We start from the raw sequence: 22,296 nt of genomic DNA, 5'->3' as shown, positions 1-22,296 counted from the left end.
GCGCGGGCGCAAGGCCGCAGCCACGGAGCCGGCAGCGCTAGCGGCGCGGGACGGGCGAAGGTGGCAGCGGCGCCATCGGGCGGACCAGGTAGCGCATGTCCGCCCGGTCCGCGCTGACCGCCGCCGTCACCACGAAGCTGTCGCGGCCCAGCCGCGGCGGCAGCGACTGCGCACCGGCAAGCCGGCTCGGCCCGACATCGGCTGCACGCAGGATGAGTTGCACTTCGAACTCGATGCCTGGCACCGCGAACTGGGCCAGCAGCTGGTGCAGGGCGGCCGCCATGTCGCCGCTGGGCAGGAAACGGCCGAAGCGCGACCGGTCGAGTGGCCCGATGCGCAGGCGCACCCGCAGGTCGGGACGCCAGCTGCGCGCACCGAGCACCGTGTTGTCGCCGAGGCGGGCGGCGCCGAGCGCGCTCTGTTCATGTACGGCGAGGCGGCTCCAGTGCCCCACCGTTTCCTGCAGCGTTACCGGCACGCCGAAGTAGCCCGCCAGCAGGCTGCGCAGCACGGCCGCCGAGCGCGGGCGCTGGTGCAGTAAACCCGCGAAGTAGGCCAGCGACGCCGCCGGCACGCGGGTTGCCGCTTCGGTTGCCGCGCCACTGCCGGCGGCTCCGGCCAGGGCCAGCAGGCGCGGCATGAAGCGGTCAGCCCCGTATGCCAGGTCGTGTTCGACGCGGTGCTTGCTCCAGGCCCCGTAGTACAGGGCCAGCATGCGCCCGGACAGGATGTCGAGAAAGGCGCGCGGCGCCTCGTCCCCGTGCGCCGATTGCCATTGCTGGATGCGCTCGGTGTCGTGCAGGGGCAGCGCGCCATGGACGCCAAGCAGGCCCATGAAGCCTGGCGTGAGCAGGAACTGCGGCGCCTGCGGCGCGTCCGTGTCGAGCGCGCGCAGGTCCTCGATCTCGCCCGCCGGGAAACCCAGGCGCAGGCTGTTCGCGAAGCGTAAGTGCGCGCGCCAGGCCTGCTCGCGCGGCACGCCCTGCTCTTCCAGCCAGCGCAGCAGGATCGTCACCGCCTGGGCGAACTCGAAGGCCTGCGGCGCCGCCAGCAGGCGTTCGACCACGCCCAGGCGGCCCACGCTCACGTCGCTTCGGCGCTGTGTGGGGCGCATGCGAGGATTTCCTGGCCGCTGCGGGCAGAGACGATCTCGAGCCGGGTGAAGCAGTTGATCTGGCTGTTCAGGGCAAAGTAGCGGTCCATCACCTGGGCGAACACGTACAGGCTGGCGCCGGCAAAGGCGTCTTCGTCAAGCGTCATGCGGATGCCGATGCCGGGCATCAGGGTCGATACCGGCCGGGTGCGGATCCAGGCGCGCATGCTGCCGTGTTCCAGCTTCACGATGCCGCCGATCTGGCGCCGCGCGCCGGCCGACTTCGGCAAGTCGTACAGGGTCAGCATCTTCTGCAGGTCGCCCAGCCCGGCCTCGGTCAATCCGGCATGGTTCAGCGAGAGATGGGCGATCAGGCGCCAGTGCGCGCCCTTGCCGTCGAAGCGGCGGCTCGGCGTTGGCGTGCGCAGCAGGCGCCAGGGCGCGCTGTTCGACGCCGACTCGGCGATCAGGACGGCGCCCGGGCCGCCCGCCCCCAACTGCGCCGGCAGGTCGCGGTTGCTGCAGGTGAGTTCGGTCGACACCGTCGCCCCGGCCGCCTCGCTGGGCCGGAAATCGGCGTCGACCAGCGCCAGCCGGACCTCGTGCCCGGGACTGACCTGGGCCAGCGTCTCGTCGCGCCGCGCGACCCAGAAGTGCGCGCCGCCGCTTCCCGGCGCATCGTGGCCCACGGCGTACAGCGGCGCGAACTCGGTGATGCTGCTGGCTCCACTTCCCGCGCGCGCTTCGCGCACCAGGCGCACCCGGTCGATGCTGTGGATTTCGTAGGAGGCCGCGTGCGCCGAATCGGCTGCCAGCGGATAGTCGGCCCGGGTGTGGGACAGCTGGATCGGATCGCCGCCCTTGCGGAACAGGTTCACCACCGGCGTGCAGCCGGGCAGCAGGTGCTGGGGCGACAGCGGCGCCAGCAGGCGTGCCTCGGGTGTGTCGGCGGCCGGCGCGTGCAGCGGCAGGTGCAGCGTGAAGCGCACGCAGCCGGCCGGCAGCACGCGCGCCATGGCCGCGAGGTCGACCTCGACGAAGGCGAATTTTTCCGGATAGCTGAAGTACTCGGTGAGCAGGCGAAAGGCCGGATGCGAGCGGCCGCTGTCGGGCAGGATGGCGTCCTCCGGCGCCAGGCCGGCCAGCTGCAGCGGCACCCGCCCGAGCGCCTGCCAGGCGCCGTCCGCGGCCTGGATCCAGGCCCCTGCCGCGTGGATGAACAGGGCGTCGAGCAGGGCTGCGCGCAGCGAGGCGTCGGCGTCGACGAACAGGCGCACGCGTCCGATCCCGCGCGCGCACAGCGCACCGAGCGAACCGCGCACGCCGAACTCGATCGCGATGCAGGCGCCCACCCCGCGCGGCAGGCGCACCGCACCCGGCGGCCGCGCGGCGGCGAACGGCGCCGCAAAGGAAGCGCGCAGGACCCGCAGCGGCCCGGCCAGGACCGGGTAGACGGTGCGGAAGTGGCAGATCGTGCCTTCGACCGGCACGCTGCGCAGGGCCGTGCCGCGCGCCAGCTCGGCGAACTCGCCGCTGTCGCCGGCACCGTCCTGGGCCAGGCGGGCGACCGAATACGAGGGCAAGGGCCGCAGGTAGTGCGGATACAGGCTTTCGAGCAGCGACTCGGTGAACTTCGGGTAGTCGTCGTCGAGCCGCTTGTGGATGCGCGCGCTGAGCAGCGCCACCGACTGGATCAGGCGCGCGACACCGGGGTCTTCGATACTGTCGCCGGCCAGGTGCAGGGCGCCGGCGGGATTCGGATAGCGCCGCGCAAACTCGCGCGCGAATTCCCCGAACAGGCCCAGCTCTTCCTCGAAATACCGCAGAAGCTCATCCATGTGCTCTCCGCAAAAATTGCTGAAGACCAAGATGCATGCTCCCATCGGGGCGGTGGGCCGGCATTGACGGCGCTCAGGTGTCGGACGGCAGGTGTCGCACATCGGCCCGGCGCAAACGCTGCCGTTTTTTTCCATCCTTGCCGAAAACGCTGAGCAGGCACAAAGCACATGGTTTCCTTGGTGCAACCTTTACGCCCGCACACCATGCCGATGCGCAGCCTGGGTAGGCTTCTTCTGCAGCCGGGCAGGTGCAGCGTGGCGGCCCGGATGGCGACATGTCCCGACCTGGAAGCGCCGGGACTGCGATACGGGATGCCTCTCGGGATGGCGCAGTTCGCGCCCCGACCTCGTCCAGCTCGTCAGCGCATCTACCTCTTCATCATCGGGCCGGCTTCGCTGCCGTCGCCCTTCACCAAGGAGTCTTGCAATGAAATACCTGGGTATTCTGGTACTGTTGGCCTGGACCAGCTCGTCCGTCGCCGCCGATCCGCCTGGCGCCGCGCTGAAGGATTTATTTGAGAAGGCACGCTACGAAGAATTTGTACCGATGGCCGAGCGCCTTGCTGCAACCGGCGACGCCGAAGCGCAGTTCTACCTGGCCCAGGCCTACCATGGCGGCAAGGGCGTGGACGAGGACGCAGGACGCGCCCTCGAACTGTACGAAAAGGCCGCAAGGAATGGCCACGCGCGGGCCATGAATCAGCTTGGGCGCCTCGTCCTGCACGAGGCCGAACAACCCGGCCAGGCGGCAGCGCTGTTCCAGCGCGCGATAAAGATGGGCGGCGCCGACCTGGCCAGCACCGATCTCGATATCGCACGCTGGATGTCATGCACCGAGGAACGTAACCCCGGCGCGTGCACGCATGCGGCCCAGGCTTACCAGGCCGAATGGGAACGTACCCGCGCCGACGATGCGCTCGCCAAAGCGCTCGATGCCCTGGCAGCCAACTGCGAACATGCCGCGCGCCCCAGCCGTGGCGCGTCGGGACAGTTCGAACTGCCGCCCCCAAACGCCTGCGCCGATGCAATCGCCCTCTCGGAACGCGGCGCAAGCGCAGGCAGCCTGTCTGCCACACACGCACGGGCGCGCCTGGCAGCCATGGTCGGCGACAACCCGGCCATGCTCGCATGGCTGGAGCGCGGCGCCGGCGGGGGGTATGCGAAGTCCAGCGAACAGCTGGGCGCCCTGTACGCGGCCGGCGAAGGCGTGCCGGCGAGCCAGGAGCAGGCCCGGGAATGGTACGAAAAGGCCGTCGCCGCTGGCAGTACGCGCGCGTCGTCCTGGCTGACCGCGTATTGGGAAGCGGCGGCCCGCGACACGACCGACCGGAGCAGGGTCAAGCAGGCACTGGACGCGCTGATGCGGCTCCATCCCGACGAGCAGCGCGACGCCTTTGACGCCGCCGCGCGCCTGGAGTACCTGGAGACGTTTGCGCGCAACGCCGAAGATGGGCCGTCCTTGAAAGAGCCGCTGGCGCGGACCATTTGCGTGCCCGAACTGGAGAGCGGCCGTGCCCATGCTTGGCGGATTCATGCGTTGAACGGTCCGGACACCGGGGACGACGAGACGGAAGAGTTGGCCGGCATCGCGCAGGGACGAACCGGAAAATCGGGCTGCCTGCGTCTTGCCCCTGAGGCGGCGCGCAATATCCACGCAATATTCAAGCGCGGGGCAACGCCGCTACTCGCGGTAGCGCAACAGCATTACATCCTTGCCCTGGGTCCTGCCGGCGAAAAGGTCCGTACGGTCACACTCGCACCACATCTTCATCAGCACACGCACGGTTGCGGATGCGGACACCGTCATGAGGAATAACACGGGGCCGAAAGCGAAAGCAGGAATCGAAGAGAAAGACGAACAGGAATAGGAGTAGGAACAGGAAGCGGGAAAAGAAAAAAGCCACCTTGCGGTGGCTTTTTTCTTTGAAACTTTGGCGGAGACGGTGGGATTCGCCTACATGTTGCAGGCCGCCCGCGCGCGAGTACGCGCGCGGCTTCGAATCCTACCCGCAAGGCGCGCAGGCGCCTTGCTCGTCTGCGCTGCTGCGGGAAAGAAAAAAGCCACCTTGCGGTGGCTTTTTTCTTTGAAACTCTGGCGGAGACGGTGGGATTCGAACCCACGATACGGGTATAAGCCGTATGCATCCTTAGCAGGGATGTGCCTTCGGCCACTCGGCCACGTCTCCAATCAGCTCTTAACAATGTTGCTCGTTGTCGCTGAGTGCAGGCATATTAATGGCCACGCCCCGTTTGGTCAAGGAAGCACGGCCAAAAATATGAAAAAAGTTAAGCTTTCTCCAGATCAAAAGCTTTATGCAGGGCACGAACGGCCAGCTCCATGTATTTTTCGTCGATCAGCACCGAAATCTTGATCTCGGATGTCGAGATCATCATGATGTTGATGTTCTCGTCGGCCAGGGTGCGGAACATCTGCGATGCAACGCCGACGTGGCTGCGCATGCCCACGCCCACCGCCGAGACCTTCGAGACCTTGGCGTCGCCGACGATGCGGGTGTAGCCGAGCTGCTCCTTCTGGCTTTCCAGGACCGCCAGGGCGCGCTGGTAGTCGCCGCGCGAGACGGTGAAGGTGAAGTCGGTCTTGCCGTCCACCGATTGGTTCTGGATGATCATGTCCACTTCGATGTTCGCGTCCGACACCGGGCCCAGGATGTGGAAGGCGACGCCGGGCTTGTCCGGCACGCCGAGGACGGTGATCTTGGCTTCATCACGGTGAAAAGCGATACCGGAGATGACGGCTTGTTCCATGTTGGTTTCTTCCTCAAACGAAATCAGGGTGCCCGAATTGGCTTCCTCGGCCAATGGCATCAGGGGGTCGGTCAGCGACGACAGCACACGCGTCGGGACCTGGTAGTTACCGGCGAACTCGACCGAGCGCGTCTGCAGCACTTTCGATCCGAGCGAAGCCAGCTCCAGCATTTCTTCAAACGTGATCTTTTCCAGGCGCCGCGCCTCGTCGACCACGCGCGGGTCGGTCGTGTAGACGCCGTCGACGTCGGTGTAGATCAGGCATTCGTCGGCCTTCAGCGCGGCGGCAATCGCCACGGCCGAGGTGTCGGAACCGCCGCGGCCCAGGGTCGAGATGTTGCCCTGCTCGTCCACGCCCTGGAAGCCGGTGATGATGACGATCTTACCTGCCTCGAGGTCGCCGCGCACGCGCGAGTCGCCGATCGACTGGATGCGCGCCTTGGTGAACGAGGAATCGGTGCGGATGCCGACCTGCCAGCCGGTGTAGGAGACGGCATCCTTGCCGATGGCCAGCAGCGCCATCGCCAGCAGGCCGACCGATACCTGCTCGCCGGTCGAGGCGATCATGTCCAGTTCGCGCGGGTCCGGCTGGTCCATGATGGCCTTGGCCAGGCCGATCAGGCGGTTGGTTTCGCCCGACATTGCCGACGGCACCACGACGATCTGGTGCCCCGCGTCATGCCACTTGGCGACGCGGGCCGCAACGTTCTTGATACGGTCCGTCGAACCCATCGACGTACCACCGTATTTGTGGACAATTAAAGCCATAAAAGGAGCTTCCCAGCTTGAAAATGATAAAAGGGGATAATCACTCTAGCATGCTGCATCGCAAAATCACAAGAGAGGGAAGTCCGAAAAGCTATACGGAATCAAAATAAAGTAATACGTTTTACGTCTTACAACCTTTCCGTCCGGGACTCCCAACGCAGGGCGATGCGCTCGCCGGCGTCCTGACTGAAGTGGTGGCAATCCATGCCCAGCCCGGCCGCGTACAGCAGATCCGCACCGCTGCTGACGATGGGCAGGCGCGCGCGCTCCCAGGCCGGCACGTCGGCCGCCTGGTAGTGCGCCTTCAGGCCGCGCGTCGGACGGTTCGGCGCCAGCTTCAGGCGCTCGCCGCCCTTGCGGAAGTCGATTACCAGCGGCTGCCCGCGCAGCCAGGCTGCATCGAAGCCGACCTCGGCCGCCTCGAAATGCAGCACGCCGCCGTAGGCCGGAAAGACCAGCGCGGCTTCACCCTTCCAGCTAAAACCTTCGCCCAGCTTCTCGATCACGCCTTCGTCGTCCGGGTCGCGCATGCCGGCCAGATCGGCCAGCTTCGGCGTGATGTACAGGCGGTCGCGGTGGCGCCGGATGTGGCAGGCCGGGTGCGTCACCAGCAACTGGGCGTCGTGGCGGGCCTCGACCAGCTGCGCCACCATTTCCACCAGCCACGCCGTAGACGGCATCGCCAGGCCTTGCTGGCGGAACCAGTGGCGCAACATGTTGTAGGCGCGGTCGAGCGACATGGCGCGCACGCGTGCGACATCCACGGCGCCGTCGACCAGGCTGGCCGCCAGGTCCTGCGCCGCCAGCTCGTCGAGCAGGCGCTGGGCCGATTGCGCATGCGCGGCGCTACGCGCGAAGCGCTGCTGGAAGCCGGGAAAGGCCTGGGCCAGCGCCGGCATCACCGTGTGGCGCAAGGCATTCCGGGCATAGCGCGGATCGTGGTTCGATTCGTCCTCGACCCAGGCCAGACCGTGTTCGTCGGCATAGGCTTCGAGTTCGGCGCGCGCCAGCGGCAGCAGCGGGCGCGCCATCACCAGGCTGGGGTTGCCCAGCAGTTCGGGGGCGCTGTTGGCTGCATCCATGCCCGACAAGCCGGCCGGTCCCGAGCCGCGCAGCAATTGCAGCAGCACGGTCTCGGCCTGGTCGTCGAGGTGGTGGGCGGTCAGCAGCAGGCCGGCGCCGTGTTCGCGGCACAGCTCGCCGAGCGCGCGGTAACGGAGTTTGCGCGCCGCCGCCTCGATGCCGGCACCGCCCTGCTCCACCGCTACCCGGCGATGGTCGACAGTGGCGCCGAGCGCGGCGGCTGCCGCCTCGACGTGCGCCAGCCAGGCATCGGCGTTCGGACTCAGGCCGTGATGGACGTGGAAAGCAAACAAGGACACGCCATGCTGGCGGCACCAGTTGGACGCCAGGTGCAGCAGGACCATCGAATCGAGGCCGCCGCTACAGGCAATGGCAAGGGAGGAAGAAGAGACTTGCTCGCGCAGCGCCGCGAGGGCGCGCGCGAAAATGGCCGGGACTTGCCCGGCTGAAGAACTACTCACTGAACATCTCGAATGAAGGAAGAACTTACTCTTCGGTCGGCAGGGTTTCCTTGAACTTGCCGTAGGCCATCAGCTTCTGGTGACGGGCTTCGAGCAGGTCCTTGGTCTTCATGCCCTGGAACTGGCGCAGGGTATCGGCCAGCGCGCGTTTCAGCATCTGCGCCATGCCTTTCGGATCGCGGTGGGCGCCGCCCAGCGGTTCGGTAATGATCTTGTCGATCACGCCCATCGCCTTCAGGCGGTGCGCGGTCAGGCCCAGGGCGTCGGCCGCGTCCGAGGCGCGCTCCGAGGTCTTCCACAGGATCGAGGCGCAGCCTTCCGGCGAGATCACCGAGTAGGTCGCGTATTGCAGCATCAGCACCGCGTCGCCGACGGCGATCGCCAGCGCGCCGCCGGAGCCGCCTTCGCCGATGATGGTGGCGATCAGCGGCACTTTCAGCTCGGCCATGACATACAGGTTATGGCCGATCGCTTCCGACTGGCCGCGCTCTTCGGCGTCGATGCCGGGGAAGGCGCCTGGCGTATCGACGAAGGTGAAGATCGGCAGGTTGAACTTTTCCGCCAGCTTCATCAGACGCATGGCCTTGCGGTAGCCTTCGGGCTTCGGCATGCCGAAGTTGCGCATCGCGCGCTCTTTGGTATCGCGGCCCTTCTGGTGGCCGATGACCATGCAGGCCTGGCCATTGAAGCGGGCCAGGCCGCCGATGATCGACTGGTCGTCGGCGAAGGTACGGTCGCCGTGCAGCTCGTGGAAGTCGGTGAAGATCGCGTTCACGTAGTCCATGGTGTAGGGACGCTGCGGGTGGCGCGCGATCTGCGACACTTGCCATGGGGTGAGCTTGGCGTAGATATCCTTGGTCAGCTGCTGGCTCTTCTTGGCCAGGCGGTCGATTTCTTCCGAAATATCGACAGCCGAATCGTCCTGGACGAAGCGGAGCTCTTCGATTTTCGAATCGAGCTCGGCAATCGGCTGCTCGAAGCTGAGGAAAGTTGTTTTAGTCATTGTACCTCCGGGGTTGTTCTGTGGCCGCACCGGCGCGGGGCCGGCGGACCTGATTCGGCGCTATTCTACCGCAGCCTAGACCGTATCGGACGCGCCATCAGACCCATTTACAGGGTCGAGACTGCGCCACAAATACCAGGTGGCGACGGTGCGCCAGGGTTCCCAGTTCGCCGCGACTTCGCGCGCATCGCTGCGCGACACCGGCTCGCCGGAAAAATAATTCTGGCTGATGCCCTGGATCAGGCCGGCGTCGTCCAGGGGCAGGACGTTCGGCCGCAGCAGATTAAATATCAAAAACATCTCGGCTGTCCAGCGGCTGATGCCGCGGATCCGGACCAGCTCGGCAATCACGGCCTCGTCGTCCATCTGCGACCACAGGTTCGCGTGCACGCGCTTGGCCTTGAAGTGGTCGGCCAGGTCGAGGATGTATTCGGTCTTGCGCTTCGACAGGCCGCAGGCGGCCAACCCCTCGCCGCCGAGCTTGATCACTTGCGCCGGGGTCAGTTTCGGACAGGCCAGTCCGAGCTTGGTCCAGGCGGCGTCGGCGGCTTTCGGCGTGACCTGCTGGCCGACGATGGAACGGGCCAGCGTCGTGAACGGGTCCGGGTGGCCCTTCAGGTGCATGTCGCCGATCTGCGGAATCAGGCGCTTCATGATGCGGTCGCGCCGCATCAGCTCCGCCTTGGCCTCGGCCCAGTAGGCGGGAACGTCGAGTTCCGGCGCCGCCGTCCCTGGGCCGGCCTTGTCCTGTTCGGCTGCCATTATGCGCGGCGCCAATTCGTCGTGCCGTCCGGCTTGTCTTCGAGGATGATCCCGGCGGCAGTCAGTTCGGTGCGGATGCGGTCGGCCTCCGCAAAATTGCGTGCCTTCTTGGCGGCGGCGCGTTGCTCGATCAGCGAGGCGATCTGCGTTTCGTCGAGGCCGCCCTCGCCTGCGCCCACGCCGGCTTGCAGGAAGTCCTGCGGCGCGCGTTCGAGCAGGCCGAGCACGCCGGCCAGGGCTTTCAGCCGGCGCGCGGTGTCGATTGACTTGGTGCGGTTGACTTCGCTCGCCAGGTCGAACAGCTCGGCCACGGCCAGCGGCGTGTTGAAATCGTCGTCCATCGCTTCGCGGAAGCGCACCGCGTGTTCCTCGTTCCAGTCGACCTCAGGCGCTTCGTTGCCCAGGTCGACGTCGGCGAGCGCCGTGTACAGGCGCGTCAGGGCCGCCTTGGCATCGTCGATGTGCACGTCCGAGTAATTCAGCGGGCTGCGGTAGTGCGAGCGCAGGATGAAGAAGCGCACGACTTCGGCGTCGTACTTCTTGAGCACGTCGCGGATGGTGAAGAAGTTGCCCAAGGACTTGGACATCTTTTCGTTATCGACGCGCACGAAACCGTTGTGGATCCAGTAGTTCACCATCGGGCCACCAAACGCGCCTTCGCTCTGGGCGATCTCGTTCTCGTGGTGCGGGAACTGCAAATCCTGGCCGCCGCCGTGGATGTCGAAGTGTTCGCCCAGCAGCGCGCACGACATGGCCGAGCACTCGATGTGCCAGCCCGGGCGGCCGCGGCCCCATTTCGAGTCCCATTTCGCTTCGTCGGGCTCGGATTCCTTGGCGGCTTTCCAGAGCACGAAGTCGAGCGGGTCGCGCTTGCCGGTGTTGATGTCGACGCGCTCGCCGGCGCGCAGATCGTCGAGCGACTTGCCCGACAGCTTGCCGTAGCCTTCGAAATCGCGCACGGCGAAATTCACGTCGCCGTCGTCGCTGCGGTAGGCCAGGCCTTTCGCTTCGAGCATGTCAATGATCGACAGCATGCCCGGCACGTGTTCGGTGGCGCGCGGCACGAAGTTCGGCGGCAGGATGCCCAGCGCCTCGGTGTCTTCGTCCATGTATCTGGTGAAGCGGTTCACCAGCGAGGACATGGTTTCACCGTTTTCGGCGGCACGCTTGATGATCTTGTCTTCGATGTCGGTGATGTTGCGGACGTACTTGACTTCGTAGCCCGACGCCATGAGCCAGCGGTAGATGACGTCGAAGGCCATCATCATGCGCGCGTGGCCGACGTGGCAGTAGTCGTAGACGGTCATGCCGCATACGTACATGCCGACCTTGCCGGCCTCCATCGGGACAAATACCTGCTTTTCGCGCGCCAGCGTGTTGTAGATCTTTAATTGGCTCATTGGTGATGATGAAACTGAGGGGACGGGACGCCCGAGCAAGCGAATGCCGGGCACGGCGCCAAAACGGGCGCGCGCCGGGAGATGATGCTTTGCGTCGAGATCGTCGAGACCCTCGTTGTTGTTCTTCTTGATAGAATGGGACGTTCTGCGCAAAGTATAGCATTGATAAAATCCCGACTGGCCGCCTACGGCTCAGGTTTATTTTTCTGTAAAAGACTTGACACGGCTTTGCGCCACGTCCACCGAGGAGAGCCCTTGAAGCACACCACCGCATACCCAACCCGCCGCCTGATGATGCGCCTGGCCGCCGCCGGCGCCGCCCTGCTGGTCTCCGGCGCCGCCCTCGCCTTCGAGAATCCGCAGGTCTCCCTGAAGACCACGATGGGCGAGATCGTCATCGAGCTGGACCAGGAAAAGGCGCCGAAAAGCACGGCGAATTTCCTGCAATACGTCAAGGCCGGCTTTTATAAAGGCACGGTGTTCCACCGCGTGATCAGCGACTTCATGATCCAGGCCGGCGGCTACACCGAGAAACTGATCGACAAGCCGGGCGTGCGCAAACCGATTCCGAGCGAAGCCCAGAACGGGCTGTCGAATAAACCCTATACGGTGGCGATGGCGCGCACCGGCGACCCCAACTCGGCCACCTCGCAATTCTTCATCAACACCAACGACAATGCCGGCCTCGATTATCCGGGCATGGATGGCCACGGCTATGCCGTTTTCGGCCGCGTGGTGAAGGGCCAGGAAACGGTCGACAAGATCAAGAACGTGATGGTCGACGACGTGCGCGGCATGCAGAACGTGCCGGTCACGCCGGTCGTGATTCAGAACGCGACCATCCTGTCCGGCGATAAGCTTGTAAAATAACGCTTGCACATTTCGCATTCGTACACGAATTTCAACAAAAAGGAACTCACATGACCTCCGTACTCATGACCACCAACAAGGGCAACATCACCGTCGAGCTGGACGCTGAAAAGGCGCCGAAGACCGTTGCCAACTTCCTGGCATACGTCGAACAGGGTCACTTCACCAACACGATCTTCCACCGCGTGATCAAGGACTTCATGATCCAGGGCGGCGGTTTCGAGCCGGGCATGAAACAAAAAGCCACCGACGCCACCGTCGAGAACGAAGGCAAGAACGGCCTGAAGAACGACAAGTACACCATCGCCATGGCCCGCACCTCGGCGCCGCACTCGGCATCGGCCCAGTTCTTCATCAACACCAAGAACAACGACTTCCTGAACTACCCGGGCCAGGATGGCTGGGGCTACGCCGTGTTCGGCAAGGTCACCCAGGGCACCGAAGTCGTGGACGCCATCAACACCGTCGCCACCTCGCGTTCGGGCATGCACTCCGACGTGCCTGCCGAGCCGGTCATCATCGAGAAGATCGAAGTCGTCCAGTAATCTGCTTCAGTAGAAAGGCGCGCGGGAACGAGAACACCAGCACCACCATGTCCACTCCCGCGCGCACGCTCGCGCTTTTCATTTCCGACCTGCACCTGCAGGAATCCCACCCGCGCACCCTCGATGCCTTCTTCCGCTTCCTGGAAGAACACGCGCGCCATACCCGTCAGCTCTACCTGCTCGGCGACATCTTCGAATACTGGGCCGGCGACGACGATCTCGATACGCCCTTCCACGCCCGCATCGTTGCCGCCCTGCGTACGCTCGCTGACGGCGGCGTCGAGCTGTTCTGGATGGCCGGCAACCGCGACTTTTTGGTCGGACAGGGCTTTGCCGATGCGGCAGGGCTGACGCTGCTGCAGGAGCCGCATGTGGTCGAGATAGGCGGCCAGCGCATCGCCCTGGTGCACGGCGACGCCGAATGCACGCTCGACACCAAGTACATGGAATTTCGCGCGATGGTGCGCCAGCCGGCCTGGCAGGCGCAGTTCCTGGCCATGCCGCTCGCGCAACGCAAGGCCATCATCGCCGGCCTGCGCGAAGGCAGCCGCGAAGCGCACACGACGAAATCCTACGAGATCATGGACGTCACGCCTGGCGCCGTCGAGGCCGTATTCGAGGCCACCGGCGCCAGGGTGCTGATCCATGGCCATACCCACCGTCCCGCCCTGCACCGGCACGGCGAACGCCTGCGCTACGTGCTGCCGGATTGGGAGCTCGACGCCGGGCCGCCGCGCGGCGGCTGGATCGCCGTCGACGACACCGGCAAGATCGTGCGCACCGGACTCGACGGCCAGCCACTCCCAGCCTGAATTAATTTGCCGCCGGCAATAATTGGTTAGTTTTTTCACAAACAAATCCTCTATCATTGCGCGCTGGTTCCACAGCGCTTGCAAGAGGTTTTGTCGTGTCCACACCATTGTTCGGTCCTGACGAACAGCCGGACTCTCCTCCGGTCCAGCGCGCCTTTCCTGCCGTTTATTCCCGTTTTCCTGCAGCCCGTCGCAACCCGGTGGTTGACCGGAATGCTGGTGTCATACTCCACTACAACACCAATGCATTCACCCACAGGAGCCAGACATGCAGGAACATGTGGCAACACCAGCGCGACAGGGAGGCCGGACATGAACATCGGCTGGAACGACAACGCACCGATCTACCGCCAACTGAAGGACCGCGTCATCGGCATGATGCTCGACGGCGTCCTGAAAGCCGGCGACGCCCTGCCCTCGGTCCGCCAGATCGCGGCCGAATACCAACTCAACCCGATCACCGTCTCCAAGGCTTACCAGGAGCTGGTCGACGAAAACCTAGTAGAAAAACGAAGGGGAATTGGCATGTACGTTACTGAAGGAGCAAGCGAGAAACTGCTGGCCAGCGAGCGCGAGCGCTTCCTGAGCGAGGAATGGCCGGCCATGGTCGAGCGCATCCGCCAGCTCGGCCTGAATGTCGAGCAATTGCTGCACACCGCGCAGCCGGGAGGCACAGCATGAACGCCGTCATCTCCGCCAAAAACCTGAGCAAGAAATACGGCAAGCAGACGGCGATCGACGGCATCGACTTCGAGATTCCCGCCGGCCGCATCGTTGGCCTGATCGGCCCCAACGGCTCGGGCAAGACCACCACGCTGAAGGCGGCCCTGGGCCTGATCCCGTTCGACGGCGAGCTGCGCGTAATGGGCCTGGACCCGCGCACCCAGCGCGACGCCCTGATGCAGGATGTCTGTTTCATTGCCGACGTGGCGATCCTGCCGCGCTGGCTGCGGGTGCGCGACGCCATCGACTTCGTGGCCGGCATCCACCCGCGTTTCGACCGTGCCCGCGCCGAGCGCTACATCGCAAATACCCGCCTGACCCCGTCCATGAAGGTCAAGCAGATGTCGAAGGGCATGATCGTCCAGCTGCACCTGGCGCTGGTGATGGCCATCGACGCCAAGCTGCTCGTGCTCGACGAGCCCACTCTGGGCCTGGACATCCTGTACCGCAAGCAGTTCTACCAGAACCTGCTGGAAGACTATTTTGACGAGAACAAGACCATCGTCATCACCACCCACCAGGTCGAGGAAGTCGAGCACATCCTGACCGACCTGATGTTCATCCGCGACGGCAAGATCGTGCTGGCCGCCTCGATGGACGAAGTCGGCGAGCGCTATGTCGAAGTGATGGTCCCGGCCGACAAGGTGAATGCGGCGAACGCGCTGCAGCCGATCGACCAGCGCACCGTGTTCGGCAAGTCGGTGATGCTGTTCGACGGCGTCTCGCGCGCCCAGCTGTCCGCCCTCGGCGAAACGCGCAATCCGAGCGTGGCCGATTTGTTCGTGGCAACGATGAAAGGAACCTACGCATGAATACGATGAAATGGCTGCTGCGCCGCGAGTTCTGGGAACACAAGGGCGGCTTCGTGTGGGCGCCGCTGATCGCAGCGGCGATCATGGTGGTGCTGGTGGCGGGCGTGGTCGGCTACGGCATCGGGGCCGACAAGTTCCAGACCGACAGCATCACGCTGCGGGTCGACGGCGAGGAAGTGCACCGTACCCAGATGTCGGTGCTCGCCACGGGCCACACCCGCACCGAGATGGCGAACGTGGCGGCGAACAACTACATGGCTGTCGGCGCGCCGATCTTCCTGGTGCTGCCGGTGGTGGCCTTCTTCTACTGCCTGGCCGCGCTCTACGACGACCGCCGGGACCGCAGCATCCTGTTCTGGAAGTCGCTGCCGATTTCCGATACCAACACCGTGCTGTCGAAGCTGCTGACGGCGCTGGTGCTGGCGCCGGCGATCACCATCGGCATCGCCAGCGCGGCCGCCTTCGTGATCCTGATACTCGCGGGGGTGGCGGTCAGCGCCCAGGGCGTGAATCTGTTCGCGCCGGTGCTCAGCAACATCAATCTGTACCTGTCGCCGGTGTACCTGCTGGCCATGATCCCGGTCTACGTGCTGTGGGCGCTGCCGACCGCCGGCTGGCTGCTGCTGGTGTCGAGCTGGGCACGCTCGAAGGTCTTCCTGTGGGCCGTGGGCGTGCCGCTGATCGCCGCGGTCCTGCTGAAGTGGCTCGATTACATGCTGGTCCTGTACGGCAGCACCATCAACGCCGACTGGATCATCAACAACGTGCTCGAGACCCTGCTGCTGGGCCTGGTTCCCGGCGCCTGGTTCATGGACGGCGGCACCGCCCTGCCGGTGCGTGCCCAGCACGGCGCCGACATGCTGTCGCTGCTGAGCGCCTCCTGGGGCAGCCTGGCGCGGCCGGAAGCCTGGGTTGGCGCGGCAGGCGGCGTGGCGATGATCGCCGCCGCCATCCGCCTGCGCCGCTGGCGCGACGAAGGCTGAGGGAGCCCGTCATGCGCACCATCATGCTTGCCGGCGCCCTCGGCGCCCTGCTCCTGGCGAACCCGGCGGCCGCCGTGCCGGGAATCGACGAGCCGGATACCGTGAAAGTGAACGCGATCCGCAACCCGGAGATCCACAGCTACAAGGCCGTGCTGGCCGGGCTGGACAGCTTCGACGAGCACCACGCCCTGGCGCCGAACGTGCCGGAACTGCGCTTCCGGATCCGCCCGCGCGGCGGCGCCGGGCTGCCCGAGCAGCCGCGCGTGCGCATCGAAGGCGACCACGACTTCATCCTGCCGCTGGACCTGGACGCCGCCAACCGCTTCAGCGTGCCGCGCAGCGCGGCGGCCGAGGATGAGAACGGCGAGGTGGTGCTGAATCAGAAACGCAAGCTCTACCGCATCCACCCCGACGTGCGCACCCCGGGCCTGCCGCCCAACGTGCGGCGCCTGGGCGACCTGCGGCTGGAATGCAAGACGATGATTGCCATTGCCAAGGAAGAGATTCCGCTGTTCTGGGTGGTGGCGATCAATGGACTGCTGCTGACCCGCGACTGGTGCAACTTCACGCACAAGAAAGCGATGCCGGACTGGGGCTTCGACAGCGACGCACCGATCGTCGGGGCGATCCTGCAGGAAGGTAACCGCAGCAAGCTGCTGAAGACCGACGGCGACCGCTTCAGCGTGGCGCTGGGCGACACGTCCTGGGGCGACGATGCGCTGATCGAGCTGGAGTTCGCGCCGGCGCCGGCAACCCAATCACCATAACGAGACCACGATGAAGAACAAGTTACTGCACACCACGATATCGGCCCTGGCCCTGGCTTGCTGCACCCTGGCGCAGGCGCAAACGCCGGCCGCCCTCGCCACCGAACAGATCGCCGTCGGCGCCAGGCCATATGCGATGCAGATGGCCAGCCTCGGCAGCGGGCGCTACACCGTGATCTTCGAGTCCGGCTTCGGCACCGATTTGCGCGCCTGGCGCAAGGTGGCGCCGGAAGTAGCGAAATCGGCGCGCGCCGTGGCGTATTCGCGCGCAGGCCATGGCCAGTCCGAGGCGCGCCCCGAACCGCGCACCATCGAGCAGAGCACGGTCGAACTGGAAGAACTGATTGCAAGCGCGAAGCTGGCGCCGCCCTTCGTGCTGGTCGGGCATTCCTACGGCGCGTTGTTGATGCGCTCGTTCGCCGCGCGTCATCCGGATCAGGTGGCCGGCATGGTGCTGGTCGATCCGAGCGACGAGCGCTTCAATCCGGCCCTGCACCAGCTCGACGCCGAGCGCGCAGCGAGCGACGACCGCGCCTTTGCCGCGATCGTGCCGCCCAAGTTCCAACCCGAACTGAAGCTCTTGCAGCCGGTGCTCGACAGCGGCAAGCTGCCCTTCGCCGGCAAGCTGCCCGACGTGCCGACCGTGGTGCTGACCTCGAACCGGCAGGCGGAAAAGCCGGAATTCTTCCTGGAGACGCCGCAGGCGGTGGCCATCAAGCAGCAGTTGCATGCGGACTTCGTGCGCCAGTTCAGGGAGGGATCGCAGGTGGTCACCAGCAAGAGCGGCCACAACATCCAGCTCGAGGAACCCGAACTGGTGATTGCGGCCGTGAAGAAGGTGATTGCCGCGGCCGACGGGGCCGCGGAGACGCCGACGCTGCAGGCGCAGCGCTGACGTTTTACGCGAAGGTCATTGGAACTGCTGGCGGAAGGCCTCGAACTGGGCCTTCAGGTCGGCCACTTCGTCGCGCAGGGCGGCCACTTCCACTTCCAGCTGGCCGATGCGGCTGCCCGCGGGCGCTGCCTGGCCGGCGGCGGCGCCAAAGGCCGAATCGTCGCGCGCGGCCGAAATCTCGCCGCCCAGCAGCTGGCCGTAGCGCGATTCCTTGGTGCCGGGCGCGCGTTCCAGCTTGGCGACCAGCGGCGGGTATTTATCGATCAGGAACTGCAGCGCGCTTTCGGCCTCGCCCACGCTCTTGAATTCGTGCAGGCGCCCGGTGCGGGTGCGGATCTCGCCGGCGGTCTGCAGGCCGCGCAGCATCAGCACGGTGAGCACGGCGACCTTGTCCTGCTCGAGCGTCCACTTGATGCGCATGCGGTGTTCGTACTTGGTCACGCGCGCGCCGGCCTGGGTGATGCCGTTCACCAGGCGCCGTTCGATCAGGCGCTGCAGGGTGTCCTGGACGGTGTCTTCGGACAGCTGCATCACCGGATCGCGGCTCGACAATTGGTTGCAGCCGTTGGTGATGGCGTTCAGCGACATCGGGTAGTTATCGGGCGTGAGCGCTTCTTTTTCGGCGAGCACGGCCAGCACGCGGATCTCGAACGGATCCAGTACATCCTTGGTTTCTTCAGTCATCGGTTCCTCAGTCGACCAGCCGGTTCAGTTCGGCCGAATCGAGTTTATCACCCTCGCGCACGTTCGGACAGGCGATGCCGGCCGCCTTGATGGTGGCCGTCAGGCGTTCGAGCTGCTCGTCCTGGCGCGCCACGTGGTCGATCAGGCCGCGCAGGGCCTTGCTCAAGGGGTCGTCGCCATTTGGCGTGACGCCATAGGCGGCGAACATGCGCGCGCTCCTAGACTGCTCTTCCTTGCGCATGATGTGGGCCGGATTGCCGACCGCCGTGGCGCCGGCCGGCACCGGTTTCACCACCACCGCGTTCGAGCCGATCTTGGCGAACTCGCCGACCGTGAACGCGCCCAGTACCTGCGCGCCGGCGCCGACGATCACGCCGCGCTCCAGGGTCGGGTGGCGCTTGGTGCCCGCCACCAGCGTGGTGCCGCCCAGGGTCACGCCCTGGTAGATGGTGCAGTCGTCGCCGACCACGGCCGTCTCGCCGATCACCACGCCGAAGCCGTGGTCGATGAAGACGCGGCGGCCGATGGTGGCGCCGGGGTGGATTTCGATGCCGGTGAAGATGCGCGCGATGTGCGAGACGAAGCGGCCCAGCCATTTCAGGTTCAGGCGCCAACAGGCGTGGGCCCAGCGGTGCAGGACGATGGCGTGCAGGCCGGGATAGCACGTGAGCACTTCCCAGCCGTTGCGGGCGGCCGGGTCGCGTTCGATGATGTTGCGAATATCTTCGCGCAGGGAGGCAAGCATAATGAGTACAAAAGCAAAACAGCGGCAATGGTAGCTTATCCGGCTGCCGGCTGCTTGGGAGGCGGCGGTTTTGTCGGCTTGCCGGCTTCCTCCGTGTTTTCTCCTGCCTCGCCTATTGCGTCGCTGCTCGCAGCGATGCTTATACTGCCGGCTGCTGGCAGGCGCTATCGCCAAAGCTCTCGTCGAGCCAGGCATTGAGCTCCTGCTTGCCCCTGTCGTCCAGGCTCGGCAGCAGCGACGCATACCAGCGCCGGCCCTGCTCGTCATCGAGCGCGGCGCGCACCAGAGGGCGCGTGTTGTCGAGGAAGGCCCCGAAGAAGGGAATGCGCTGGGCGTACAGCACGGTCGCATCGGTGGTGCCGAGTTCGGCGTACACCTGGCGGATCTTTTCCAGGTAGGGCAGCGCCGCCCGCTCCTGCCCCGTGCGGCCGAGCGCGGTGACGAAGCCGATCCAGACCTGCAGCATGGGCAGTTCGCGCGAACGCAGGTTCAGCGCGGCGGCCTGTTCGATCCATTCGACGCCCTGGGCCGTGGCGCCCGCCATTACCGACGTGGTCGCGACCTGGAGCGCATTGTGCGCAGTCGGTTCGTAATCCAACAGGGCCTGCCAATGGTAGCAGGCGTCTTGCCAGCGTTCGAGGCCGGAACAGGCGAGTGCGCAGATGCGCAGGGCGTCGGCCTGCACTGCCGGATCGTCGGAGCCAAACTGCGCCTCTGCCGCAGCACAGGCCTGTTCAAGCGCGCCGTCCTGCAGCAAGGCCAGGGCCGGGGCCAGGTCCGGGGCGACAGGGCGGTCGGGGTCGCCAGCTTGCGCGGTTGGGTCAACTGGCTGCATCAGCTCCTGGACCAGCGCATCCACATCCATGCCAGGCAGGCGCAGGTAATCGATCAGCACATCCTGCTTTTTCTCGGGCCGGCCGCGGTCGCCCGGATGCGAAGTGATGTTGACCAGCGAAGCATACGCGTCGGACGCCGCGCAACGGTGCAGGGTCAGCTCGGCGTAATCGGGGGCGCCGGCAGGCAGCGGCACCAGCAGCGCGGACAACAGCGTCGGGTCGGCTGCCAGCCGTTCGACGTCTTCGCTCCCCAGCAAGGCAAAACGGCATTCCACGACATCCTTCCTGGCCCAGGTACCCGAGGTTTCGCAGAACGGCGCCATGGCGCGCAGGCGCCCCATGAAGGAGGGCAGCATCAAGTGCATGGCCAGCTCGCCGATCCAGACCAGGACGACGATAAAGGCCGGCACCACCCACTTCCTGATCGTCACGCCGCCACTCGTGGCAATGTCGGACGCCAGCACGAACATGCCAGCCGGATCGGTCGCCGCGCCGATTGCGATCTGCAGCGGGTCGCCTGCGGCAAGGCCGCCGGTATTGGCCGTGACCAGCATCGTGAGCCAGAACACCCATTGGCCATACCAGCCGGCCAGGGCAAACAGCACGCCGGTCTTGCTCATCCAGCCAGGGTTGCGCACCTTGGCGCCGGCAGCTACCGCGCTGACGATCAGTCCGAGCAAGGCCGAGTAGCCAAAGGCAACGAACATGCCGAGCGGAATGGGCAGCTTGGAGATGACCCAGGCATACACCCAGGCACAAGGAATGACAGCGAGCAGTCCCAGCAGGGACAGCGGCAACAGGGCGACAGGCACCCTGCCTGACGGTTGATAGCACGTGGTGTTCATGGCCGGCTCCAATGGAATGCAGTCGATGGTTCGTCGATGGACGAGCCATTATGCTTATCGCGGCGTCATCTAAGTTGCCATGAGACAATAAAAAAGCGCCCGCAAAGGGCGCTTTTGATAGGCAATAAGTTGCTACGGCGGCGAGACTCAGGCCCCGCGCTGGCGCCGTGCCTCGTACAGGCAGACGCCGGAAGCCACCGACACGTTCAGGCTCTCGACCGAGCCGAACATCGGGATGCTGACCAGCAGGTCGCAGGTTTCGCGGGTCAGGCGGCGCATGCCCTCGCCTTCCGAACCCATCACCAGCGCGGTCGGGCCGGTGAAGTCGGCTTCGTACAGGCCCTTGTCGGCGTCGTCGGAGGTGCCGATCAGCCAGATGCCGCGTTCCTTCAGGTCGCGCATGGTGCGCGCCAGGTTCGTCACCGTGATGTAAGGCACGGTCTCGGCGGCGCCGCTGGCGACCTTGGCCGCGGTGGCGTTCAGGCCGACCGCGCGGTCCTTCGGCACGATGACCGCGTGCGCGCCGACGCCGTCGGCCACGCGCAGGCAGGCGCCCAGGTTGTGCGGGTCGGTGATGCCATCCAGGATCAGCAGCAGCGGCGGGCCGTCGATGGCGTCCAGCAGCTCGTCGAGGTTGCGCGCCAGCGCCAGCTGGCTGGCAAAGGCGATCACGCCCTGATGGCGGCGGGTGCCCACGATCTTGTCGAGACGGGCTGCCTCGACCGGCATCACGCGCACGCCGGCTTCCTTGGCGTTGGCGATCAGCGCCTTCATGCGGGCGTCGTTGCGCTCGGCGTCGACGAAGATTTCTTCCACGGATTGGGCTTCGTGGCGCAGGCGCGACGTCACCGCGTGGAAACCGAAAATCATTTTATTCTTCATGCTTTACTTCTTTTCTTGCTCGTTTTGGATGCGGTGTCGGCCTCGGCGGCCGGCTTCTTCTTGGCGCTGCTCTTGGCGGCGGCGCTGGGGGTTTCTGCTGCGGTTGCTGCCGGGGCTGCGGCTTTCGCTGCGGTCTTGGTCGCGGTTTTCCTTGCGCGCTTTGCTGCCGGTGCTGCCGCAGGTTCGGCGACAGGTGCAACCGCCGGCGCCACGTCGGCCACGGCTTTCGCGGCACGCGTGCGGCGTGGCTTGGCCGGGACTTCAACGGCGGCGATGGCTTCGGCAACGCCAGGCGACGCGCTCGGCGCGGCCTCGGCGACCTGCGTAGCCACGTCAGCTGCCTTGGTGCGGCGTGCGCGCTTGGCGGCAACCGGTGCGGCCACGGCCACGGTCTCGGCTTGCGGCGCAGGGGTTTCCAGCACCGCCTTGACGGCCTTGGCGGCGCGGGTGCGCTTCGGTGCCGGGGCCACCGGGGCCTCCACTGGCTGCGGCGCTGGGACGGCGACCGGCTCGCGCACGGCTTCCACCTGCTCGGCCAGGGCCGGTGCAGCGGCGGCCTTGCGCTTGCGCGCCGGCTTGGCTGGGGCTTCGGCTGGCGCCGCCGCTTCGACCGGGGCCGGCGCCACGGCAGGAGCGGCCGCTTCCACCGGCGCTGCCGCGACTGGCTTAGCCTTCGCCTTGCGCGCCGGCTTGGCCGCTGGCTGTGCAAGCACCTCCGGCTGC

General features: G+C 65.8%; 20 protein-coding genes and 1 tRNA gene. 9 read left to right on the top strand and 12 right to left on the bottom strand.

The genetic code is table 11. The annotated features are described in order from the left end of the window. Positions 1-37: 37 nt before the first annotated feature. The gene (gene tssG / locus ACWYRN_RS19105) at positions 38-1,114 is read right to left on the bottom strand and encodes a type VI secretion system baseplate subunit TssG (RefSeq protein WP_488689195.1); all 1,077 of its coding nucleotides are present in this window, start codon (positions 1,112-1,114) and stop codon (positions 38-40) included. Continuing rightward, the gene (gene tssF / locus ACWYRN_RS19100; RefSeq protein ID WP_488689194.1) at positions 1,084-2,931 is read right to left on the bottom strand and encodes a type VI secretion system baseplate subunit TssF; all 1,848 of its coding nucleotides are present in this window, start codon (positions 2,929-2,931) and stop codon (positions 1,084-1,086) included. The genes tssG and tssF overlap by 31 nt, the downstream gene beginning before the upstream one ends. A 427-nt stretch (positions 2,932-3,358) precedes the next feature. Between tssF and ACWYRN_RS19095 the strand changes: the two genes are divergently transcribed. Next, positions 3,359-4,747, top strand: a complete 1,389-nt coding sequence (locus tag ACWYRN_RS19095; RefSeq protein WP_488689192.1) for a tetratricopeptide repeat protein — start codon at positions 3,359-3,361, stop codon at positions 4,745-4,747. Positions 4,748-5,024: 277 nt separating this feature from the next. Here ACWYRN_RS19095 and ACWYRN_RS19090 read toward each other — a convergent pair. The 6 genes from ACWYRN_RS19090 to cysS form a co-directional block, all read right to left on the bottom strand. Beyond that, a tRNA-Ser gene (locus ACWYRN_RS19090) sits at positions 5,025-5,117 on the bottom strand. A 100-nt stretch (positions 5,118-5,217) separates the two neighbouring features. Then, positions 5,218-6,465, bottom strand: coding sequence for an aspartate kinase (locus tag ACWYRN_RS19085; protein ID WP_488689191.1), 1,248 nt, complete (start codon positions 6,463-6,465; stop codon positions 5,218-5,220). 128 nt (positions 6,466-6,593) lie between these two features. After that, positions 6,594-8,009 carry a tRNA lysidine(34) synthetase TilS gene (gene tilS, locus ACWYRN_RS19080; RefSeq protein WP_488689190.1) on the bottom strand — a complete coding sequence of 472 codons (1,416 nt, stop codon included), beginning with the start codon at positions 8,007-8,009 and terminating at the stop codon, positions 6,594-6,596. A gap of 25 nt (positions 8,010-8,034) precedes the next feature. Continuing rightward, entirely contained in the window at positions 8,035-9,012 is a 978-nt protein-coding gene (locus ACWYRN_RS19075) for an acetyl-CoA carboxylase carboxyltransferase subunit alpha (protein WP_229435192.1), read from the bottom strand. A gap of 75 nt (positions 9,013-9,087) precedes the next feature. Beyond that, a complete protein-coding gene (locus ACWYRN_RS19070; RefSeq protein WP_488689189.1) occupies positions 9,088-9,774 on the bottom strand; it encodes a DNA-3-methyladenine glycosylase family protein in 687 nt (228 codons plus the stop codon). Further along, positions 9,774-11,174, bottom strand: coding sequence for a cysteine--tRNA ligase (cysS, locus tag ACWYRN_RS19065; RefSeq protein WP_488689187.1), 1,401 nt, complete (start codon positions 11,172-11,174; stop codon positions 9,774-9,776). The genes ACWYRN_RS19070 and cysS overlap by 1 nt, the downstream gene beginning before the upstream one ends. 294 nt (positions 11,175-11,468) lie before the next feature. On the opposite strand from cysS, the gene ACWYRN_RS19060 reads away from it, so the two are divergent. From ACWYRN_RS19060 to ACWYRN_RS19025, 8 genes are all read left to right on the top strand, one after another. Further along, a complete protein-coding gene (locus ACWYRN_RS19060; protein WP_488692846.1) occupies positions 11,469-12,044 on the top strand; it encodes a peptidylprolyl isomerase in 576 nt (191 codons plus the stop codon). 50 nt (positions 12,045-12,094) lie between these two features. Then, the gene (locus ACWYRN_RS19055; protein WP_229435185.1) at positions 12,095-12,589 is read left to right on the top strand and encodes a peptidylprolyl isomerase; all 495 of its coding nucleotides are present in this window, start codon (positions 12,095-12,097) and stop codon (positions 12,587-12,589) included. A gap of 47 nt (positions 12,590-12,636) precedes the next feature. Beyond that, positions 12,637-13,401, top strand: coding sequence for a UDP-2,3-diacylglucosamine diphosphatase (locus ACWYRN_RS19050; RefSeq protein WP_488689185.1), 765 nt, complete (start codon positions 12,637-12,639; stop codon positions 13,399-13,401). Between the two features lie 312 nt (positions 13,402-13,713). After that, positions 13,714-14,082: a GntR family transcriptional regulator gene (locus tag ACWYRN_RS19045; RefSeq protein ID WP_229435179.1), complete on the top strand. Its 369-nt coding sequence runs from the start codon at positions 13,714-13,716 to the stop codon at positions 14,080-14,082. Continuing rightward, positions 14,079-14,936: an ABC transporter ATP-binding protein gene (locus ACWYRN_RS19040; protein ID WP_488689183.1), complete on the top strand. Its 858-nt coding sequence runs from the start codon at positions 14,079-14,081 to the stop codon at positions 14,934-14,936. Before ACWYRN_RS19045 ends, ACWYRN_RS19040 begins: the two co-directional genes overlap by 4 nt. After that, positions 14,933-15,919, top strand: coding sequence for a hypothetical protein (locus tag ACWYRN_RS19035; RefSeq protein ID WP_488689181.1), 987 nt, complete (start codon positions 14,933-14,935; stop codon positions 15,917-15,919). The genes ACWYRN_RS19040 and ACWYRN_RS19035 overlap by 4 nt, the downstream gene beginning before the upstream one ends. A gap of 11 nt (positions 15,920-15,930) precedes the next feature. After that, complete coding sequence (locus tag ACWYRN_RS19030; RefSeq protein WP_488689180.1) at positions 15,931-16,686, top strand: hypothetical protein; 756 nt, start codon at positions 15,931-15,933, stop codon at positions 16,684-16,686. A 10-nt stretch (positions 16,687-16,696) separates the two neighbouring features. After that, positions 16,697-17,581 (top strand): alpha/beta fold hydrolase, encoded by an 885-nt coding sequence (locus tag ACWYRN_RS19025; RefSeq protein WP_488689178.1) that lies wholly within the window; start codon positions 16,697-16,699, stop codon positions 17,579-17,581. 15 nt (positions 17,582-17,596) lie between these two features. Here ACWYRN_RS19025 and ACWYRN_RS19020 read toward each other — a convergent pair whose 3' ends face one another. The 4 genes from ACWYRN_RS19020 to rlmB form a co-directional block, all read right to left on the bottom strand. Next, positions 17,597-18,265 (bottom strand): YceH family protein, encoded by a 669-nt coding sequence (locus ACWYRN_RS19020; protein WP_488689176.1) that lies wholly within the window; start codon positions 18,263-18,265, stop codon positions 17,597-17,599. A 7-nt stretch (positions 18,266-18,272) separates the two neighbouring features. Beyond that, the gene (gene cysE, locus ACWYRN_RS19015; RefSeq protein WP_488689175.1) at positions 18,273-19,010 is read right to left on the bottom strand and encodes a serine O-acetyltransferase; all 738 of its coding nucleotides are present in this window, start codon (positions 19,008-19,010) and stop codon (positions 18,273-18,275) included. Between the two features lie 139 nt (positions 19,011-19,149). Beyond that, positions 19,150-20,691: a hypothetical protein gene (locus ACWYRN_RS19010; protein WP_488689174.1), complete on the bottom strand. Its 1,542-nt coding sequence runs from the start codon at positions 20,689-20,691 to the stop codon at positions 19,150-19,152. A 147-nt stretch (positions 20,692-20,838) separates the two neighbouring features. Continuing rightward, the gene (rlmB, locus tag ACWYRN_RS19005) at positions 20,839-21,573 is read right to left on the bottom strand and encodes a 23S rRNA (guanosine(2251)-2'-O)-methyltransferase RlmB (RefSeq protein WP_488689172.1); all 735 of its coding nucleotides are present in this window, start codon (positions 21,571-21,573) and stop codon (positions 20,839-20,841) included. Between the last annotated feature and the right edge of the window lie 723 nt (positions 21,574-22,296).

It is taken from the genome of Massilia sp. BAP21, assembly GCF_057801335.1.
The sequence above is the reverse complement of the archived record's forward strand: the minus strand, read 5'-3'. Positions and strand labels throughout refer to the sequence as shown.

What these genes read in the sequence shown, in the direction of transcription:
- ACWYRN_RS19030 (WP_488689180.1), top strand. Translation starts at nt 15,931, where the DNA reads ATGCGCACCATCATGCTTGCCGGCGCCCTCGGCGCCCTGCTCCTGGCG.
- cysE (WP_488689175.1), bottom strand. Translation starts at nt 19,010, where the DNA reads ATGCTTGCCTCCCTGCGCGAAGATATTCGCAACATCATCGAACGCGAC.
- ACWYRN_RS19025 (WP_488689178.1), top strand. Translation starts at nt 16,697, where the DNA reads ATGAAGAACAAGTTACTGCACACCACGATATCGGCCCTGGCCCTGGCT.
- ACWYRN_RS19060 (WP_488692846.1), top strand. Translation starts at nt 11,469, where the DNA reads ATGCGCCTGGCCGCCGCCGGCGCCGCCCTGCTGGTCTCCGGCGCCGCC.
- ACWYRN_RS19010 (WP_488689174.1), bottom strand. Translation starts at nt 20,691, where the DNA reads ATGAACACCACGTGCTATCAACCGTCAGGCAGGGTGCCTGTCGCCCTG.
- ACWYRN_RS19050 (WP_488689185.1), top strand. Translation starts at nt 12,637, where the DNA reads ATGTCCACTCCCGCGCGCACGCTCGCGCTTTTCATTTCCGACCTGCAC.
- ACWYRN_RS19075 (WP_229435192.1), bottom strand. Translation starts at nt 9,012, where the DNA reads ATGACTAAAACAACTTTCCTCAGCTTCGAGCAGCCGATTGCCGAGCTC.
- ACWYRN_RS19055 (WP_229435185.1), top strand. Translation starts at nt 12,095, where the DNA reads ATGACCTCCGTACTCATGACCACCAACAAGGGCAACATCACCGTCGAG.
- ACWYRN_RS19020 (WP_488689176.1), bottom strand. Translation starts at nt 18,265, where the DNA reads ATGACTGAAGAAACCAAGGATGTACTGGATCCGTTCGAGATCCGCGTG.
- ACWYRN_RS19045 (WP_229435179.1), top strand. Translation starts at nt 13,714, where the DNA reads ATGAACATCGGCTGGAACGACAACGCACCGATCTACCGCCAACTGAAG.
- ACWYRN_RS19035 (WP_488689181.1), top strand. Translation starts at nt 14,933, where the DNA reads ATGAATACGATGAAATGGCTGCTGCGCCGCGAGTTCTGGGAACACAAG.
- ACWYRN_RS19070 (WP_488689189.1), bottom strand. Translation starts at nt 9,774, where the DNA reads ATGGCAGCCGAACAGGACAAGGCCGGCCCAGGGACGGCGGCGCCGGAA.
- ACWYRN_RS19095 (WP_488689192.1), top strand. Translation starts at nt 3,359, where the DNA reads ATGAAATACCTGGGTATTCTGGTACTGTTGGCCTGGACCAGCTCGTCC.
- rlmB (WP_488689172.1), bottom strand. Translation starts at nt 21,573, where the DNA reads ATGAAGAATAAAATGATTTTCGGTTTCCACGCGGTGACGTCGCGCCTG.
- cysS (WP_488689187.1), bottom strand. Translation starts at nt 11,174, where the DNA reads ATGAGCCAATTAAAGATCTACAACACGCTGGCGCGCGAAAAGCAGGTA.
- tssG (WP_488689195.1), bottom strand. Translation starts at nt 1,114, where the DNA reads ATGCGCCCCACACAGCGCCGAAGCGACGTGAGCGTGGGCCGCCTGGGC.
- ACWYRN_RS19085 (WP_488689191.1), bottom strand. Translation starts at nt 6,465, where the DNA reads ATGGCTTTAATTGTCCACAAATACGGTGGTACGTCGATGGGTTCGACG.
- tssF (WP_488689194.1), bottom strand. Translation starts at nt 2,931, where the DNA reads ATGGATGAGCTTCTGCGGTATTTCGAGGAAGAGCTGGGCCTGTTCGGG.
- ACWYRN_RS19040 (WP_488689183.1), top strand. Translation starts at nt 14,079, where the DNA reads ATGAACGCCGTCATCTCCGCCAAAAACCTGAGCAAGAAATACGGCAAG.